Annotated in this window: 15 protein-coding genes; 6 read left to right on the forward strand and 9 right to left on the reverse strand. The window is 61.4% G+C overall.

Going from position 1 to position 16410, the window contains the following annotated elements; genetic code table 11:
• Positions 1-7: 7 nt before the first annotated feature.
• The 6 genes from ACW9IN_RS12630 to gap all read right to left on the reverse strand — a co-directional run bounded on the left by ACW9IN_RS12630 (position 8) and on the right by gap (position 6739).
• A complete protein-coding gene (locus ACW9IN_RS12630; protein WP_457366179.1) occupies positions 8-409 on the reverse strand; it encodes a YbaN family protein in 402 nt (133 codons plus the stop codon).
• Positions 410-553: 144 nt separating this feature from the next.
• Positions 554-1162: a biliverdin-producing heme oxygenase gene (locus ACW9IN_RS12635; protein WP_457366180.1), complete on the reverse strand. Its 609-nt coding sequence runs from the start codon at positions 1160-1162 to the stop codon at positions 554-556.
• A 136-nt stretch (positions 1163-1298) separates the two neighbouring features.
• Entirely contained in the window at positions 1299-3863 is a 2565-nt protein-coding gene (locus tag ACW9IN_RS12640; RefSeq protein WP_457366181.1) for a TonB-dependent receptor, read from the reverse strand.
• Between the two features lie 116 nt (positions 3864-3979).
• On the reverse strand, positions 3980-4948 hold the full coding sequence (locus ACW9IN_RS12645; RefSeq protein WP_457366182.1) for a FecR family protein: 969 nt from the start codon (positions 4946-4948) through the stop codon (positions 3980-3982).
• Positions 4949-5021: 73 nt separating this feature from the next.
• The gene (locus tag ACW9IN_RS12650) at positions 5022-5540 is read right to left on the reverse strand and encodes an RNA polymerase sigma factor (RefSeq protein WP_457366183.1); all 519 of its coding nucleotides are present in this window, start codon (positions 5538-5540) and stop codon (positions 5022-5024) included.
• 197 nt (positions 5541-5737) lie between these two features.
• Positions 5738-6739, reverse strand: a complete 1002-nt coding sequence (gene gap, locus ACW9IN_RS12655) for a type I glyceraldehyde-3-phosphate dehydrogenase (protein WP_457366184.1) — start codon at positions 6737-6739, stop codon at positions 5738-5740.
• Between the two features lie 221 nt (positions 6740-6960).
• Here gap and edd point away from each other — a divergent pair, with 221 nt between their 5' ends.
• The 4 genes from edd to ACW9IN_RS12675 all read left to right on the forward strand — a co-directional run bounded on the left by edd (position 6961) and on the right by ACW9IN_RS12675 (position 12086).
• A complete protein-coding gene (gene edd, locus ACW9IN_RS12660; protein WP_457366185.1) occupies positions 6961-8787 on the forward strand; it encodes a phosphogluconate dehydratase in 1827 nt (608 codons plus the stop codon).
• Complete coding sequence (locus ACW9IN_RS12665; protein ID WP_457366186.1) at positions 8784-9740, forward strand: glucokinase; 957 nt, start codon at positions 8784-8786, stop codon at positions 9738-9740. Before edd ends, ACW9IN_RS12665 begins: the two co-directional genes overlap by 4 nt.
• A 152-nt stretch (positions 9741-9892) precedes the next feature.
• The gene (locus ACW9IN_RS12670) at positions 9893-10627 is read left to right on the forward strand and encodes a response regulator (protein ID WP_457366187.1); all 735 of its coding nucleotides are present in this window, start codon (positions 9893-9895) and stop codon (positions 10625-10627) included.
• 31 nt (positions 10628-10658) lie between these two features.
• Positions 10659-12086: an ATP-binding protein gene (locus ACW9IN_RS12675; RefSeq protein WP_457366217.1), complete on the forward strand. Its 1428-nt coding sequence runs from the start codon at positions 10659-10661 to the stop codon at positions 12084-12086.
• Between the two features lie 134 nt (positions 12087-12220).
• Here ACW9IN_RS12675 and ACW9IN_RS12680 read toward each other — a convergent pair whose 3' ends face one another.
• Entirely contained in the window at positions 12221-13150 is a 930-nt protein-coding gene (locus tag ACW9IN_RS12680; protein WP_457366188.1) for an AraC family transcriptional regulator, read from the reverse strand.
• 327 nt (positions 13151-13477) lie between these two features.
• Between ACW9IN_RS12680 and ACW9IN_RS12685 the strand changes: the two genes are divergently transcribed.
• Positions 13478-13819, forward strand: coding sequence for an antibiotic biosynthesis monooxygenase family protein (locus tag ACW9IN_RS12685; protein WP_457366189.1), 342 nt, complete (start codon positions 13478-13480; stop codon positions 13817-13819).
• 41 nt (positions 13820-13860) lie between these two features.
• Positions 13861-14106, forward strand: a complete 246-nt coding sequence (locus ACW9IN_RS12690) for a hypothetical protein (protein ID WP_457366190.1) — start codon at positions 13861-13863, stop codon at positions 14104-14106.
• Positions 14107-14265: 159 nt separating this feature from the next.
• Here ACW9IN_RS12690 and ACW9IN_RS12695 read toward each other — a convergent pair whose 3' ends face one another.
• Together ACW9IN_RS12695 and ACW9IN_RS12700 are read right to left on the reverse strand one after the other, a co-directional pair.
• A complete protein-coding gene (locus tag ACW9IN_RS12695; protein ID WP_457366191.1) occupies positions 14266-14886 on the reverse strand; it encodes a flavin reductase family protein in 621 nt (206 codons plus the stop codon).
• Positions 14887-15003: 117 nt separating this feature from the next.
• Positions 15004-16323 carry an MFS transporter gene (locus tag ACW9IN_RS12700; RefSeq protein ID WP_457366192.1) on the reverse strand — a complete coding sequence of 440 codons (1320 nt, stop codon included), beginning with the start codon at positions 16321-16323 and terminating at the stop codon, positions 15004-15006.
• Positions 16324-16410 lie beyond the last annotated feature (87 nt).

A 16410-nucleotide genomic window follows, 5' to 3' on the forward strand; every position in this document is an offset into this window, starting at 1 on the left:
GGCGGCGTTATACGGGCTGTGCAAGCCGCTCGGGGCGTGACCAGATCCACAGGTTGCCCAGGCCCATGCCGGCAATCGCCAGGTAGACGGGCCAGCCGTGATCGAGCATCACCAGCATCAAGCCGGCGCACAACAGCATGCTGACCGTGGCGCTGATCTTGGCCCGGCGGGCGATGATCTTGCCGTTGCGCCAGTTGAACAGGATCGGCCCGAACAAGCGGTGGTTTTCCAGCCAGGCACTCAGGCGCGGCGAGCTTTTGGTGGCGGCCCAGGCGGCCAGCAGGATGAATTCGGTAGTGGGCAAGCCCGGCACGACAATCGCCACCAACCCGATGCCCAGGCTGACGTAGGCCAGCAGACCGAACAGGAGCTGCGCGATTTTCGACGGGGGTTGGGGTTTGCCGGTCATGGTGAAGCTTATCTGGAGGATTCTTGGAGTTGAAATGCAATCGAGTGTGGGAGCTGGCTTGCCTGCGACAGCGGTCTGTCAGCTATACATGTATAGCCTGATATGCCCCTATCGCAGGCAAGCCAGCTCCCACAATGAGGAGCGTTACGCGAGTTCAGGAGCGCCAGCGTACGCCTGTTCCAGCAACACCGTGAAGCGTACGAATGCGTCAATCGCGCCTTTTTCCGCCGCCGCTTCTTCTTCGGCGCTGAACGTCAGGCTGTCGAGGGTGCGGGTGAAGGTTTTCCAGCCTTCGGCGCGACCACCAGCCGGCTCGCCCAGGTGACGGGCACCGAAGGTTTCGCTCAGGCCCAGGCCCACGGCGCGCTTGATCAGGAACGCGGCACCGAGCTTGGAGCCCTCTGACACGAACAGCCAGCCGAGGGCTTCGGCTTTGCTCGGGTTTTTCACCGCGCCGGCGACCGGTGCCGGCACTTCGGTCTCCAGGTCGCCCAGGTCCAGCTTGGCGGCTTCGGCACGGCAGCGCTCGGCCAGGTCAGGGACGATCTTGATCAGCTCGGGGTCGTTGTACAGGGCTACCAGTTCCGACTGGAACAGATATTGCGCCACCACGAAGCGGGCGAAGTTGGCCTGGGTTTCAAACGGGGCATGGGCCTTGACCAGTGCGTCGAGCTTGGTATGTGGCTCGTGGGTGATCTGGTTCAGGCGCTGGGAGCGCAGGCTTGGGCGTTCTGCGGTAGGAGAAGCGGTCATCGGAAAAAGTCCTTGAGAAGGGATGCGCCGTGTGGCTCTAAAGAGAGCGGTTATCAACTAGACGAACAGGAAGACGCGGCACAGTAAAAAATCCTCACCTGGCCGGTGAGAAAAACCGGCCAGGTGAGCGCAGAGGTCAGATGTCCCAGACCACGTTGATTGCAAAGTGGCGGCCGGGCTGGGTCAGGCGGTCCAGGTTGGCGGGGGAGGTCACGCCAGCTTCGCCGACGCCGTCGTAACTGCGCACGTCATCCCAGTTCCAGTATTTTTTGTCGGCCAGGTTGTACAGGCCGCCATTGACGGTGACGTCCTGGGTGACCTTGTAGAAACCCGTCAGGTCGAGCACGCCGAAACCCGGGGTTTTGAAGGGGCCTGTGGTGCTGCCGTCAGGCGCGTGGAAGGTGGTGCTGTCGACGCGGTTCTGTTTTTTGACCAAGGTCCAGCTCAGCAGGCCGCCGTAGTTGTCCTGGTCGTAGCCCAGGCCGAATACGCCCTTGAGCGGGTTGACGCTGTTGAGCGCTTCGCCGTTGTCGTCGTTGCGGCCATAGGTGTAGCCCACCGAGCCCTGGGTGTACAGGCCGTGCGGTGCGCCGAACGCGTCGAGGTTCAGGCGCCCTTTGGCTTCGATCCCCTTGATGGTGGCGTGCTTGATGTTATTGGCTTCGAACTGCTGCGCGGTACCGCCGGCGATGGACGCGTCCTCGTCGATGAAGTTGCGGTATTTGTTGTAGAACACGGCGATATCGAAGGACCCCGCATCGAAGTTGCCGCGAATCCCGGTTTCCACACCTTTGCTGCTTTCCGGCTTGAGGTCCGGGTTGGGCTCGACGGTATAGCCCTGTTGCAGGTTTTCAAAGCGCCCGTACAAGGCTTTGGCGGACGGAGTGCGGAAGCCTTCGGCGTACTGGCCAAACCAGGTGTACTGGTCGGTCAGCGCATAGGTCAGGCCGAATTTGGGCGTGACACGGTGCCAGGTTTTTTCCTTGTCACTGTGGGCGTAGATCCGCGTCGGGTCGACGGTGTTGAGGAACTCTTCCGTCAGCTTGGGCTTGAGTTGGGTGTAGTCGTAGCGCAGGGCGGGCAGGAAGGTCCATTTGTCCCAGGCGATCTGGTCCTGCACGAACAGCGAGTAGGTGTTGATGGTCGGGTCCGGGAAATCGCTGGCCTTCTTCACGCTGTCGCTGGCGGTCGGGCTGGGTGCACCGATGGCTGTGCAACCACCGCCGACGGCCAGGCAGGTGGCTGCGCCTTCGCGCGAGCCGGTGACTTTCTGCTGCTTGAGGGTGGTGCCGTATGTGACCTGGTGATCGGTGTCGCCGAGGCTGAAGGCCTTGTCCAGCTGGGCATCGAAAACCCACTGCTTTTCTTCGTACAGGGTGTCGCGGGTGCGCAGGACACGGCGGGATGGCTGGTAGATTTCGGCGGTGGACTGGTCGGTCTTGGCGATCTGGTAATTGAGGCTGGTCTTGATCTGATCGGCAATCGGCGAGTCCAGGGCGAAGCGGTTTTCGATGCCAAAACGTTCGCGGGTGATGGTGTCGTTACCGGAACGCGCCCGATAGAAGTTGAAACCGCGACCGCCGGTGAACGGACCGCCCACGGCGCTCTTGAGGTTGACGTCGCGATCGTCCTTGTACTTCTCGTAGGTCAGGCCCAGGCGATTGTCATCGCCATAGTTCCAACCCAGTTTGGCCAGCACGTTGGTCGTGCGCGCGTCTTCGGGGTTGGCGCCGGTGCGGGCCAGGCCGGTGGCGTTGTTGCCGTCGTAGGACTCCATTTCATGGCCATTGCGTTGGCTCAGGTGCAGCAGGCCGTCGAAGTCCTGCACGCGACCGGCCACGGTGCCGGAGGTCAACCAGCTCTCATCGTCGGAGCTGTAGCCGGTTTTCAGGCGGGCGCCGAAGTCCTGGCCGGGCTTGATGATGTCATCGGGGTCGAGGGTGAAGTAGCTCACGGCGCCGCCAATCGCGCTGCTGCCGTACAGGGCCGACGCCGGGCCGCGAAGGATTTCCACGCGCTTGACGATTTCCGGGTCGACGTAGTTGCGGCGGGTCTTGGCGTAGGGGCCGTTGAAGAAGTTGTCCGGGACTTCCACGCCGTCCACCTGGGTGAGGATGCGGTCGCCGTCGATGCCGCGAATGTTGTAGCCCGAATTGCTCGAACGACCGCCGGCCCCGCCGACGGAAACGTTGGGTTCGTAACGCACCAGTTCGCGGATGGTGTTGACGTTCTGGCGGTCCAGGTCCTCGCGTTCCTGAACGGTTACGGTGCTCGGTACGCTGCTGATGTCCTGCGCGTTACGCGTGGCGCTGATGGTCACCTGTTGCAGGTTGAGGGTGCCGCCGGACGTGCGTTTTTCCAGGACGATGTTGTTGTTGCCCAGTTTGCGGTAGCTCAGGTTGGTCCCCACCAACAGTCGGTCCAGGGCTTTTTCCGGCGACAACGCACCCTGCACGCCAGGGGACGACACACCCTGGCCGAGCTCGGCGGGCAGGCCGACTTGCCAGCCGGTCACGGCGGTGAAGGCGTTCAGTGCCGAGACCAGCGGTTGCTGTTCGATGCTGAAGCTGTAGTTGCCGTGGCTGCGTGGGGTGGGTTCGACGGCGGATGCCGCCATGGCCGGTGCACCGGCCAGCAGAATGGCGGCGGTCAGCAGGGACAGGACGGGCGAAGAGGACCGGCGGTTGAAACGAGAGGACATCGAGAGCGCTCCGGGGGTACGAATCTTATAGTTGCGAACCGAGACAAATAGGAATCAGTTGCATTGGCTATGACGAGACGTACCACCGTCAGCTATCGAGTAAAAATAATTCTCATCTAGTTCAGGATGACCAGCGCCGGGTATTCCGACAGCTTGGCCGAGGTGATGTGGGCCAGGGAACGCACCACGTCCAGCGGTTGGTCGAGGCGATAGTTGCCGGTGACGGCGGTGCTGGCGAGCTTGTCGTTGGTGTTGACGATCCAGCCCGGGTAATAGCGGCGCAGCTCGGCGAGCACTTCACTCATCGGGCAGTTTTCGAAAATCAGCCGGCCCTGAACCCAGGCCAGGTCCTTGTTCACATCGAGCTTGCCGGGGGCGCCGAAGCCCTTGGGCCCGATGCGGATGCTTTCACCGGCGCTCAGGCGTACGCGGGCATCGTCGAAGGTGTTGCTCAGGTCGACATCGCCGCGCTGCACTTGTACCTGGGCTTCGCCGTTCAGGTAGCGCACGGCAAATGCGGTATCTCGTACGCGGGCGCGCACGGGGCCGGCATCGATCTCTAGCGGCAGGCCACGGCTGGGCATTACTTCGAAAAACGCTTCGCCCTGGTAGAGGCGGGCGATGCGCTGATGGTCCTTGATGCTGCTGGAGAACGCCGAATTGGTGTTCAGCAGCACTTTCGAACCGTCGTCCAATTGCACGCGCTGGCGTTCGCCGACCACAGTGAGGTGATCGGCCTGCAGGCGCACGGGCAGATTGCTGAAGCTGAACAGGCCCAACAGCAACACGGCGGCAGTGGCCAAGGGTTTCCAGTGGGGTTTGATGCGGCGCCAGGCGCTGGGTTTGCGCGGCGCGGCCAGGGCCACGGCGGCGCTGTGCACCGGCGCGCCGCCCCAGGCGGCCTGGGCCTTGCCAAAGGCGTGGACATGGGCCGGGTCACGGGCCAGCCAGGCTTCGAACTCGGCCTGCTGCCCGGGCTGTGGGCACTGCAATGCGATCAGCCAGTCGAGGGCCTGGTCCATAGCCGTGTCTTGCAACACCTCATGAGCCAGCTCATGGGGTCGCAGTTTATTCGGGTCCGTCACGGTGTGCCTCGGGTCTTCGCCACGTTTTATTCATTTTCCTACAGCCTGGATCGACCGTTCTGTCGGATGAAGCTTAAGGCTGATCCATGCGTTCGGCCACACCTACACAGATGGCCATGATCAATTTCAGTTCCTTTTGCACCGTGCTCAAGGACACTTCCAGTTGATCGGCAATTTCCTGGTAACTGCAACCGTGGAGGCGGCTGAGGATGAAGATCCGTTGCTGGCGGGCGCTCAACTGACCCAGGCTGACGCTCAGGTGCTCGAGCAATTGCTCGGCCTGCATGGCGTCTTCGGGCGTGCTGATGGGGGCTGCGACACTTTGCAGGACATCCATCGGGACATCTTCCTGCAGCGTGCGGGCCTGGATCCTGCGCGAACGCAGGTGATCGAGCGCCAGGTTGCGTGCGGTCTGGTACACGAAGGGTTCGAGATGATCGATGGGTCGCTCACTCAGGGCCCGGGTGACGCGCAGGTAGGTTTCCTGCAACAGGTCCTCGGCGGTGCTGTGGTTATTCACCATTCGCTGCAAGGTACGAAGCAGGATCACCCGTTGGGTGAGGAAGACGTGATTGAAGCGAGATAGGCTCACAGCGACACCAGACCGATTTGCAGTTAATGATAATGCTTATCATCAACTGAAATGGCAAGTGGCACTTTGAGCGGATTTGCGCAGGCTACATGTGGGAGCGGGCTTGCCCGCGAATGCGATACATCAGTCACACCTGTATTAACTGATACACCGTATTCGCGAGCCAGCCCGCTCCCACAAAAGCCCGCCCTGCCGGGTTATTCGGCGTTGCACAGCGCCAGGCAGTTATCCAGCATGCGGTTGGAGAAACCCCACTCGTTGTCATACCAGGCGAGAACTTTGAGCAACTTGCCGCTGACCTTGGTGTGATTGGCATCGAAAATCGACGACAGCGGGTTGTGGTTGAAGTCGCTCGAAACCAGCGGCAGGGTGTTGTAACCGAGGATTTTCGAGTGCTGGCTGGCTTCTTTCAGCAGCGCGTTGACTTCCTCGGCGGTGGCGTCTTTTTTCAGGGTGACGGTGAGGTCCACCAGCGACACGTTGATCACCGGTACCCGCACGGCCATGCCGGTGAGCTTGCCGGCCAGTTCCGGCAGTACCAGGCCGACGGCTTCGGCGGCGCCGGTCTTGCTCGGGATCATGTTCTGCGTGGCCGAACGCGCGCGGTACGGGTCGGTGTGGTAAACATCGGTCAGGTTCTGGTCGTTGGTGTAGGCATGAATGGTGGTCATCAGGCCGCTTTCGATGCCCAGTTCGCGATGCAGCACCTGGGCGACCGGCGCCAGGCAGTTGGTGGTGCACGACGCGTTGGAGATGATCTGGTGGGATTGGCGCAGAATGTCGTGGTTCACGCCGTAGACCACGGTGGCGTCCGCGCCTTTGGCCGGTGCCGAAATGATCACCTTGCGCGCGCCGGCGCTGATATGGGCAGCCGCCTTGGCACGGTCGGTGAACAGGCCGGTGCATTCGAAGACCACATCGATCTTCAGCGCGGCCCAGGGCAGTTCGGCCGGATTGCGAATGGCACTGACGGCAATCCGGTCACCATTGACGGTCAGGCTTTCCTGATCGTGGGCGACCTCTGCGTCGAAAGTGCCATGCACGGTATCGAATTTGAGCAGGTGGGCATTGATCGAGCTGTCGCCCAGATCGTTGATGGCGACGATCTGCAAATCCTGGCGGTAGCCTTGGGTATACAGTGCGCGCAGGACATTACGGCCGATACGGCCAAAACCATTGATTGCGATACGAAGAGTCATTGGAAGGTGCCTGTCGTCGATTTGTTGTAAGAATTACAAGATTATTCGCATAAAAATAGAAAACAAGCCTTTTTAGTGGCAATATTTTGTTCAATCTACAACGAGTGACCTGAATCAACTGGTCCGATTGGTCAAGTAACACCCTGCCAACCTCTTCACGGCGGGCGTTTGACCAGCATAGGAACGAGGGTCACCACATCCGTTAGCCTGGAGTTCTATACATGCATCCCCGCGTTCTTGAGGTCACCGAACGGCTTATCGCCCGCAGCCGCGCCACCCGCGAGGCCTACCTTGCGCTCATTCGCGGCGCGGCCAGCGACGGTCCGATGCGCGGCAAGCTGCAATGCGCCAACTTTGCCCACGGCGTCGCCGGCTGCGGTACTGAAGATAAAAATAGTCTGCGCATGATGAATGCCGCCAACGTGGCAATTGTTTCGTCATATAACGACATGCTGTCGGCGCATCAGCCGTACGAACATTTCCCCGAACAGATCAAGAAAGCCCTGCGCGAGGTCGGCTCGGTCGGCCAGTTCGCCGGTGGCACCCCCGCCATGTGCGACGGTGTGACTCAAGGCGAGCCGGGCATGGAACTGAGCCTGCTCAGCCGTGAAGTCATTGCCATGTCCACGGCGGTAGCGCTGTCCCACAACATGTTCGATGCCGCGTTGATGCTGGGCATCTGCGACAAGATCGTCCCCGGCCTGATGATGGGTGCGCTGCGTTACGGCCATTTGCCGATGATCTTCGTCCCGGGCGGCCCGATGCCGTCAGGTATCTCCAACAAACAGAAGGCCGACGTGCGCCAGCGCTACGCCGAAGGCAAGGCCACCCGCGAAGAGCTGCTGGAATCGGAGATGAAGTCCTACCACAGCCCCGGCACCTGCACCTTCTACGGCACCGCCAACACCAACCAGTTGCTGATGGAGGTCATGGGCCTGCACCTGCCGGGCGCCTCGTTCGTCAACCCGTACACGCCGCTGCGTGACGCGCTGACCCGCGAAGCCGCGCACCAGGTCACGCGCCTGACCAAGGCCAACGGCAGCTTCACGCCGATCGGCGAGATCGTCGACGAGAAATCCATCGTCAACTCCATCGTCGCCCTCAACGCCACCGGCGGTTCCACCAACCACACCCTGCACATGCCGGCCATCGCCATGTCGGCGGGCATCATCCTCACCTGGCAGGACATGGCCGACCTCTCCGAGGTGGTGCCGACCCTGTCCCACGTGTATCCGAACGGCAAGGCCGACATCAACCACTTCCAGGCGGCGGGCGGCATGTCGTTCCTGATCCGTGAACTGCTCGAAGCCGGCCTGCTCCATGAAGACGTCAACACTGTGGCCGGCAAGGGCCTGAGCCGTTATACCCAGGAGCCGTTCCTGGTGGACGGCGAACTCATCTGGCGCGATGGTCCCATCGAAAGCCTCGACGAAAGCATCCTGCGCCCCGTGGCCCGGGCGTTTTCGCCGGAAGGTGGCCTGCGTGTGATGGAAGGCAACCTGGGACGTGGCGTGATGAAAGTCTCGGCCGTCGCCCTCGAACATCAGATCGTCGAAGCGCCAGCGGTGGTATTCCAGGACCAGCAGGACTTGGCCGATGCGTTCAAGGCCGGCCAGCTGGAAAAAGACTTCGTCGCCGTGATGCGTTTCCAGGGTCCGCGCTCCAACGGCATGCCCGAATTGCACAAGATGACCCCGTTCCTCGGCGTATTGCAGGACCGTGGCTTCAAAGTGGCCCTCGTAACAGACGGGCGTATGTCCGGCGCGTCGGGTAAGATTCCCGCCGCGATCCACGTCAACCCCGAAGCCCAGAGCGGCGGGCCACTGGCGCGGGTGCGCGATGGCGATATCATTCGCGTCGATGGCGTCACCGGCACCCTGGAGCTTAAGGTGGACGCTGAAGAATTTGCAGCGCGTACGCCTGCCACGGGCCTGTTGGGCAACAATGTGGGGGCCGGTCGCGAGCTGTTTGCATTCATGCGCTTGGCCGCAAGCTCCGCAGAGCAAGGCGCCAGCGCCTTTACCGCTGCCTTGGAGACGCTTAAGTGAAGCTTGCGCTGGTCGGTGACATCGGGGGCACCAACGCCCGTTTTGCGTTGTGGCGGGATCAGGAACTGCATTCGATCCGTGTGCATGCCACCGCGGATTACCCGAGCCCTGAGGACGCCATCAAGGTGTACCTCAAGGAGGAAGGCCTGGAAATCGGCGACATTGGCGCGGTGTGCCTGTCGGTAGCGGGCCCGGTGAGCGGGGATGAATTTAAATTCACCAACAATCACTGGCGGCTGAGCAAGACTGCGTTCTGCAAAACCTTGCAGGTGGACGAACTGCTGCTGGTCAATGATTTCTCGGCCATGGCCCTGGGCATGACGCGCCTCAAGCCCGACGAGTTCCGCGTGGTCTGCGAAGGCACGCCGGAGCCGTTGCGCCCGGCGGTGGTGATCGGCCCGGGCACCGGCCTTGGCGTCGGCACTCTGCTGGATCTCGGCGCTGGCCGTTTTGCGGCGTTGCCGGGGGAGGGCGGCCACGTCGACCTGCCGCTGAGCAGCCCGCGTGAAACCCAGTTGTGGCAGCACATCTACACTGAGATCGGCCATGTCAGTGCCGAAACTGCCTTGAGTGGAGGCGGTTTACCGCGTGTGTACCGCGCGATCTGTGCGGTCGATGGTCACGAGCCGGTGCTGGACACGCCCGAAGCCATTACGGCAGCGGGCCTGGCGGGCGACCCGGTGGCGATGGAAGTATTGAACCAGTTCAGCATCTGGCTGGGCCGGGTAGCCGGTAACAACGTACTGACCACCGGTGGACGGGGTGGCGTGTATATCGTGGGCGGGGTGATTCCGAGGTTTGCCGACTTCTTTATCAACAGCGGCTTTGCCAAGAGCTTCGGTGACAAGGGCTGCATGAGTGACTACTTCAAAGGTATTCCGGTGTGGTTGGTGACCGCGCCTTACTCCGGGTTGACCGGGGCAGGAGTGGCACTTGAGCAGGCATTTGCGTAGGGGCTGACGGCCTCATCGCAGGCAAGCCAGCGCCCACGGTTGATCGAGTTCCAAACTTGGAATGCAGTCAAGTGTGGGAGCTGGCTTGCCTGCGATAGGGCCTCAAGGGCAACAAATGACTTAAGCTTGGCCATAACAACAAGGAGGACCCCGTGAGCGTAATCAGTAAATCGATTCTCCTCGTCGACGACGACGAAGAAATCCGCGAGTTGCTGCAAACCTACCTCAGCCGCGCCGGTTTCCAGGTGCGTGGGGTGCCGAATGGCGCGGGGTTTCGCCAGGCGATGAACGAGGCGCCCTGCGACCTGGTCATCCTCGATGTGATGTTGCCGGATGAAGACGGTTTCAGCCTCTGCCGCTGGATTCGCCAGCACCCGCGCCAGGCGCAGGTGCCGATCATCATGCTCACCGCCAGTTCCGACGAAGCCGACCGCGTGATCGGCCTGGAGCTGGGTGCCGATGACTACATTGGCAAGCCGTTCAGCCCACGCGAGTTGCAGGCGCGGATCAAGGCGTTGTTGCGCCGCTGCCAGTTCGGCCAGGAGCGCAGTGCCAGCAGCGATGTGCTGGTGTTCGATGAATGGCGTCTGGACATGATCAGCCATCGCCTGTTCCATGTGGATGGCGAGGAAGTGATCCTCTCCGGTGCCGACTTTGCCTTGCTCAAATTGTTTCTCGACCATCCCCAACAGATTCTCGACCGCGACACCATCGGCAACGCCACCCGTGGCCGCGATCTGATGCCGCTGGACCGTATCGTCGACATGGCCGTCAGCCGCCTGCGCCAGCGCCTGCGCGACACCGAAAAGCCACCCAGGCTGATTCGCACCGTGCGCGGCAGCGGTTACCAACTGGCAGCCAGCGTGGTTGCCGGCAATGCCCACTGAACATCTGACCGAGCGCCACCGGCGCTTTCCGGTGCCGCGCTCGCTGTTGGGGCGCATGCTGCTGCTGACCCTGCTGGCGGTGCTGTTCGCCCAGGCGCTGTCCAGCGTGATCTGGGTTTCACAGTTGCGCGCCACCCAGCTCGAAGGCCTGGTCACCAGCGCCCGCAGCCTGGCGCATTCGATGACGGCCAGCGTGAGTTACTTCCGCTCATTGCCGGTGGCCTATCGTCCCCTGGTCCTTGACCAATTGCGCAGCATGGGCGGCACCCGTTTTGTGGTGACGCTCAACGACCGCCCCCTGGACATGGCCGTTCTACCCCAGACCCCCCGCAAGCAGGCGGTGTTGGTGGCGGTGGATGACGTGCTGCGCCAGACCCTGGGTGCCGATGTGCATATCTCGGTGGAGTTTGTCAGCGCCGAAGACCTGCGCATTTTCAATGCCGGCCTGAAACTCGATGAATTGCCGCGCTCCTGGGCGCATTACGCCTTGACCCTGGAACCGGTGAACCCGCCCGTGCTGGTGACCCAGATCCAACTGGCCGCCGGCGAATGGCTGTACATCGCCTCGCTGCTGCCCGAGCCTTACACCAGCCTTGAAGAACAAGGCCTGCCGTCGCAGCAAGTGTGGTTCATCGTGCTGACCAGCGGCTTCCTGCTGTTGTTCATCGGGCTGCTGGTGCACTGGCAGAGCCGACCCCTCAAGCGTCTGGCGCGGGCCGCGCGGGACATGTCGCTGGGCGCCGACGTGGAGCCGGTGGCCGAAGGCGGCGGCAGTGAGGTGGTGGAAGTGGGGCGCGCCTTCAACGCCATGCGTGAGCGTATCAGCCGTTACCTTACTGAGCGCAGCCAATTGTTCAGCGCGATTTCCCATGATTTGCGCACACCCATCACGCGCCTGCGCCTGCGTGTGGAGTTGCTGGAAGACGAAAACCTGCAAACCAAGTTTGGCCGTGACCTGGATGAGCTGGAATTGCTGGTGAAGGGCGCGCTGCAATGCGTGAAAGACACCGACATCCATGAAAACATCGAGGCTGTCGACCTCAACCATGTGCTCGACTGTCTGGTGGAGCCGTACCTGGCGCCCAATGGCAATGGTCGGGTCACCCAGCACGGTCGCGCTCTTGTCACCTACCCGGGCAAACCTCTGGCACTCAAGCGGTGTATCGGCAACCTGATCGACAACGCCCTCAAGTACGGACAGAACGCCCATCTGCATATCGAGGACGATGGCACCGAGTTCATCCTGCACGTCGACGACGAAGGCCCGGGTGTGCCGGAACAGCGTCTGGAGCAAGTCTTCGAGCCGCACTTTCGGTTGGCCGGGCAACAGCAGGGCTATGGCCTGGGGTTGGGGATTGCGCGCAACATCGCCCACAGCCATGGTGGCGAAGTGAGTTTGCAGAATCTGCGCGAGGGCGGGTTGCGGGTGACCTTGCAACTACCGCGCGGTCTGGACTGAGTACACACCAAACCCTGTGGGAGCTGGCTTGCCTGCGATGGAATCACTGCGGTGTAACTGACATACCGGGGTGTCTGCATCGCGGGCAAGCCCGGCTCCCACACAAGCCAGCTCACCCACTGATCTGCGTTGAGTCAGAGGCTCTGGCGTAGCCGGGCCAGATCCCTCAGGGGCGGCGCGCCAAACAACCGGCTGTATTCCCGACTGAACTGCGACGGGCTTTCATACCCTACGCGATAGCCGGCTGCCGAGGCTTCCAGGCCCTCGGCAATCATCAGTCGCCGAGCCTCCTGCAAGCGCAATTGTTTCTGATACTGCAACGGGCTCATGGCGGTGATCGCCTTGAAGCGATGGTGCAGGGTCGACACGCTCAGGTTCACTTCCTTGGCCAGGTCATCGATACGCAGCGGTTGTTCATAGTTGCCGTTCAACCAGGTGATCGCCTGGCTGACCCGATGGCTCTGGCTGTTGGCCACGGCGATTTCATACAAGCGATATCCCTGCGGCCCACGCAACAGACGGTAGAGAATTTCCCGATTGATCAGCGGCGCCAGCATCGCGATGTCTTTGGGTGTATCCAGCAGGCGGACCAGGCGCAGCACGGCGTCGAGCAACTGGCCGTCGATACGGTCCACATACATGCCGCGGGAGGTCGGACGCGACGGCACACCCATCGGGCCGGCTTCGGCAATCAACGCGGTGAGCTGGTTGGGGTCGATGTTGATCCGTATCGACAGGTTCGGGTCTTCCGGCGTGGCTACGATGATCCGGCCTGCCACCGGCATCGCCACCGAGAACACCAGGTAGTTGAGCGGGTCGTAGGCAAAGATCTCGTCGGCCAGGCGCACTTCCTTGCTGCCGCTGGCCAAAATGCACAGGGCAGGTTCCGCCAGTACCGGCATGAAATCCCGGGGCGCGTTGTGGCGGTTGAGAAACAGTGTCGTCACCGCCGTACCGTAGGAGCCATCTTCCCAGGTATGACGGCGCACGATGCTGGCCAGTTCGGCGCGCTGCTTTTCCATCTCGGCATCGAGGGGAAGGGGTTTGTGTTCCGACGACGACATGGGATGCCCTCTGTGGCTTCTACGATGGATAAAGCTTATAGGCGGCTTTTCAAAGCGTGCTACGTCGATTCTGCACAATCCTTGCCTGATCCTGCGACAGAACGTGAATCGGGCAAGCCCGGGGCCTGTCATCTGCCTGAAACATGGGGGATGGGCAGGGCATGAACCCTGGTGGATAAACAGCCTGTCTACGCTTCTCGCAGGATTGTGCAATAAGCCGGCAGGAATTGACTAACCGCGTCCCCCCTCGCGCCGTTATCTTTGATCCTGTGGCAACACGCCCTCACCGTGTTTGCCGAGCATCACTTCTCAACGGGAGAGTCGAATATGTCCACCCCCATTCCCGCAAGCCATATGGCCTTTATCCGCGCACGCAGCGGGTGCAGCACCGAACTCGGTGCACGCTTGAGCAGTTTGATCGAACCGGGCCGCCAGGCTCAGGGTTGCCTGCAATTTTCGTTGCAGCATTCCCAGACCGACCCCGATGTGTGGCTGATCTCGGGTTTCTGGAGCAGCGAGCAGGCCATGAGCGCCTACTTCAACTCTCCAGCCTTGATGATCTTTACCGAGCTGTTGAACGACATGGTGGTCCGCAGCATGGACTTCCAGACCTTCACCGATGCATCCGCTGCACACGCCTACGGCGAGTACCTGCAACTCGCCGGCTGAGGGTTACAATGGCCGACTTTTCATTGGCCAGGACCTGCAACATGGCACGTAAACAATTTGCCCATCACGAAGCCGTTTCCGCCGTAGTACCGGGTGAAGGTGGCTATAGCGCCGCCGTCGCCGTCAAGGCACTGGATGGCATGGGCGCCCCGAAGTTTCACAAGATCCTTGATGGGCAGACGTTCAAGACCGCGTCCGATGCCGACGATGCTGCGACGGTGCAATTGGAGCGATTGGTCGATGTCGACGAAGAAGGTCAACTGAGCTGGGCGACTGTCGCAAGCTAAAGCCGGACGCGTTTTACTGCCCAACAAAGAACAAATGTGGGAGCCGGGCTTGCCCGCGATGAGGGCATGACAGCCGACTCATTGGGTGGCTGACACGCCGCTATCGCGGGCAAGCCCGGCTCCCACACTGTTTTGTTGTGTTTGTTGAAAAGTGATCAATCAGCGGGGTCGATGCATCTTGAACAGGGCCTCCGGCCCCAACTGGAAGTAGTCCGCCGGGCCGCCGCCGCGCAGGATAGGCTCGGCGGCGGCGGTGTCGTAGATCCCGTCCTTGAGCAGCCATTTGGCGATGTGCACCGCAACGACCTCGCCCAGCACCAGCCAGCTTGGTACCAAGGCCTGGTCGGCGCGTTGCAGCTGAATGATCTGCGTCACCTTGCATTCGAACGACACCGGGCTTTCGCCGACTCGAGGCACGCCGACGATTTTCGATGCCACCGGCGTCAGGCCGGACAACTCGAATTCGTTGACCTCGGGTGAAACGGCGGAGCAACTCAGGTTCATCTGCTCGGCCAACGGGCGGGTGGCCAGGTTCCAGACAAACTCACCGGTCTGTTCGATATTGTTCAGGCTGTCTTTGCGCCCGACACTGGAAAAGCCAATGATCGGCGGAATGTAATTGAACGCATTGAAGAAACTGTAGGGCGCGAGGTTCAGGTGCCCTTCGCGGTCGTGGGACGAGATCCAGCCGATGGGTCGTGGGCCGACGATGGCATTGAACGGATCATGGGGCAGGCCGTGGCCGTTGGCGGGTTCGTAGAAATGGATATCGTCGGACATGGCCTGTTCTGCTCTCGGTTTCGGAGCAGACATCATAACCAATGTGGGCGTGTGGTTGTGTGGGAGCCGGGCAAGCCAGCCCCCACACAAGCCCACAGTTTTTACCGCGACAGACAGTTAGTCAGTGGTGATGCGCGAGTGCTTGCGCGTGTCCTTCATGGTCACGTAGACCACCAGCGATACCGCGATGCACGCGGTCACGTACCAGTAGTAACCGGTTTCCATGCCAATGCTCTTGAACCACAGCGCGATGTATTCAGCGGTACCGCCGAAGATCGATACGGTCAGTGCGTAGGGCAAGCCCACGCCCAGGGCGCGGATTTCGGTCGGGAACAGCTCGGCTTTCACCACCGCGTTGATCGAGGTGTAGCCGCTGACGATGATCAGCGCCGCCATGATCAGGAAGAACGCGCCCCACCAGGTCTGGATAGTGTGCAGGGTGCTGAGGATCGGCACGGTGAACAGGGTGCCGAGGATACCGAAGGCGATCAGGATCGGCCGACGGCCCACCTTGTCCGACAGCCCACCGACGATGGGTTGCAGGCACATGAACAGAAACAGCGTCGCCGCCGAGATGGTGGTGGAGTCGGAGATGCTCATGCCGACGGTGTTAACCAGGTATTTCTGCATGTAGGTGGTGTAGGTGTAGAAGGCCAGGGTACCGCCCATGGTCAGGCCGACCACGGTCATCAGCTCCTTGGGGTGGCGCATCAAGGTGCGCATGGTGCTTTCCTTGGCTTTTTCCTTCTTGGTGAACGACTCGGTTTCTTCCATGCCGCGACGCAGATACAACGCGACCACGGCGCACAGCGCACCGATGGCGAACGGGATACGCCAGCCCCAGTCATACAGTTGCTCGGTGGTGAGGATCTGTTGCAGCACGATCAGCACCGCCAGCGCGATGAGTTGGCCCGAGATCAGGGTCACGTACTGGAAGCTGGAGTAGAAACCGCGACGTTCCTTGGTGGCCATCTCGCTGAGGTAAGTGGCGGAGGTGCCGTATTCGCCGCCGACAGACAGGCCCTGCAGCAGACGGGCAAATACCAGCAGGATCGGCGCACCGATGCCGATGATTTCATAGCCCGGGCTCAGGGCAATCAGCAGCGAGCCAAAGCACATCAGGTAGACCGAGGCCATCAGGGCTTTTTTACGCCCCACCTTGTCGGCGTACAGGCCCATCAGCCAGCCGCCGATCGGGCGCATCAGGAAGCCCACGGCGAAAATCGCGGCGGTGTTGAGCAGTTGGGCGGTGGTGTCGCCTTTCGGGAAAAAGGTCTTGGCGAAGTACAGCGAGAAGGCGGCGTACACGTACCAGTCGTACCATTCGACCATGTTGCCGACGGAACCACTGAAAATCGATTTGATTCGGCTGGAGGTAGTGCGTGCTTGCGCCGGCGCAGCCGCCGACCCCAGAGGCAAGGCGTTGGAGTTATCCATTGAAGGATCCTTCATCTAGTTGTTTTTATGGAGCGTGCCGAAGCACAGCCTGGCTCGGGCTATAGCAGGAGCTGTGCCAGGTAGATG

This window comes from Pseudomonas sp. SDO5271_S396 (genome assembly GCF_054071795.1).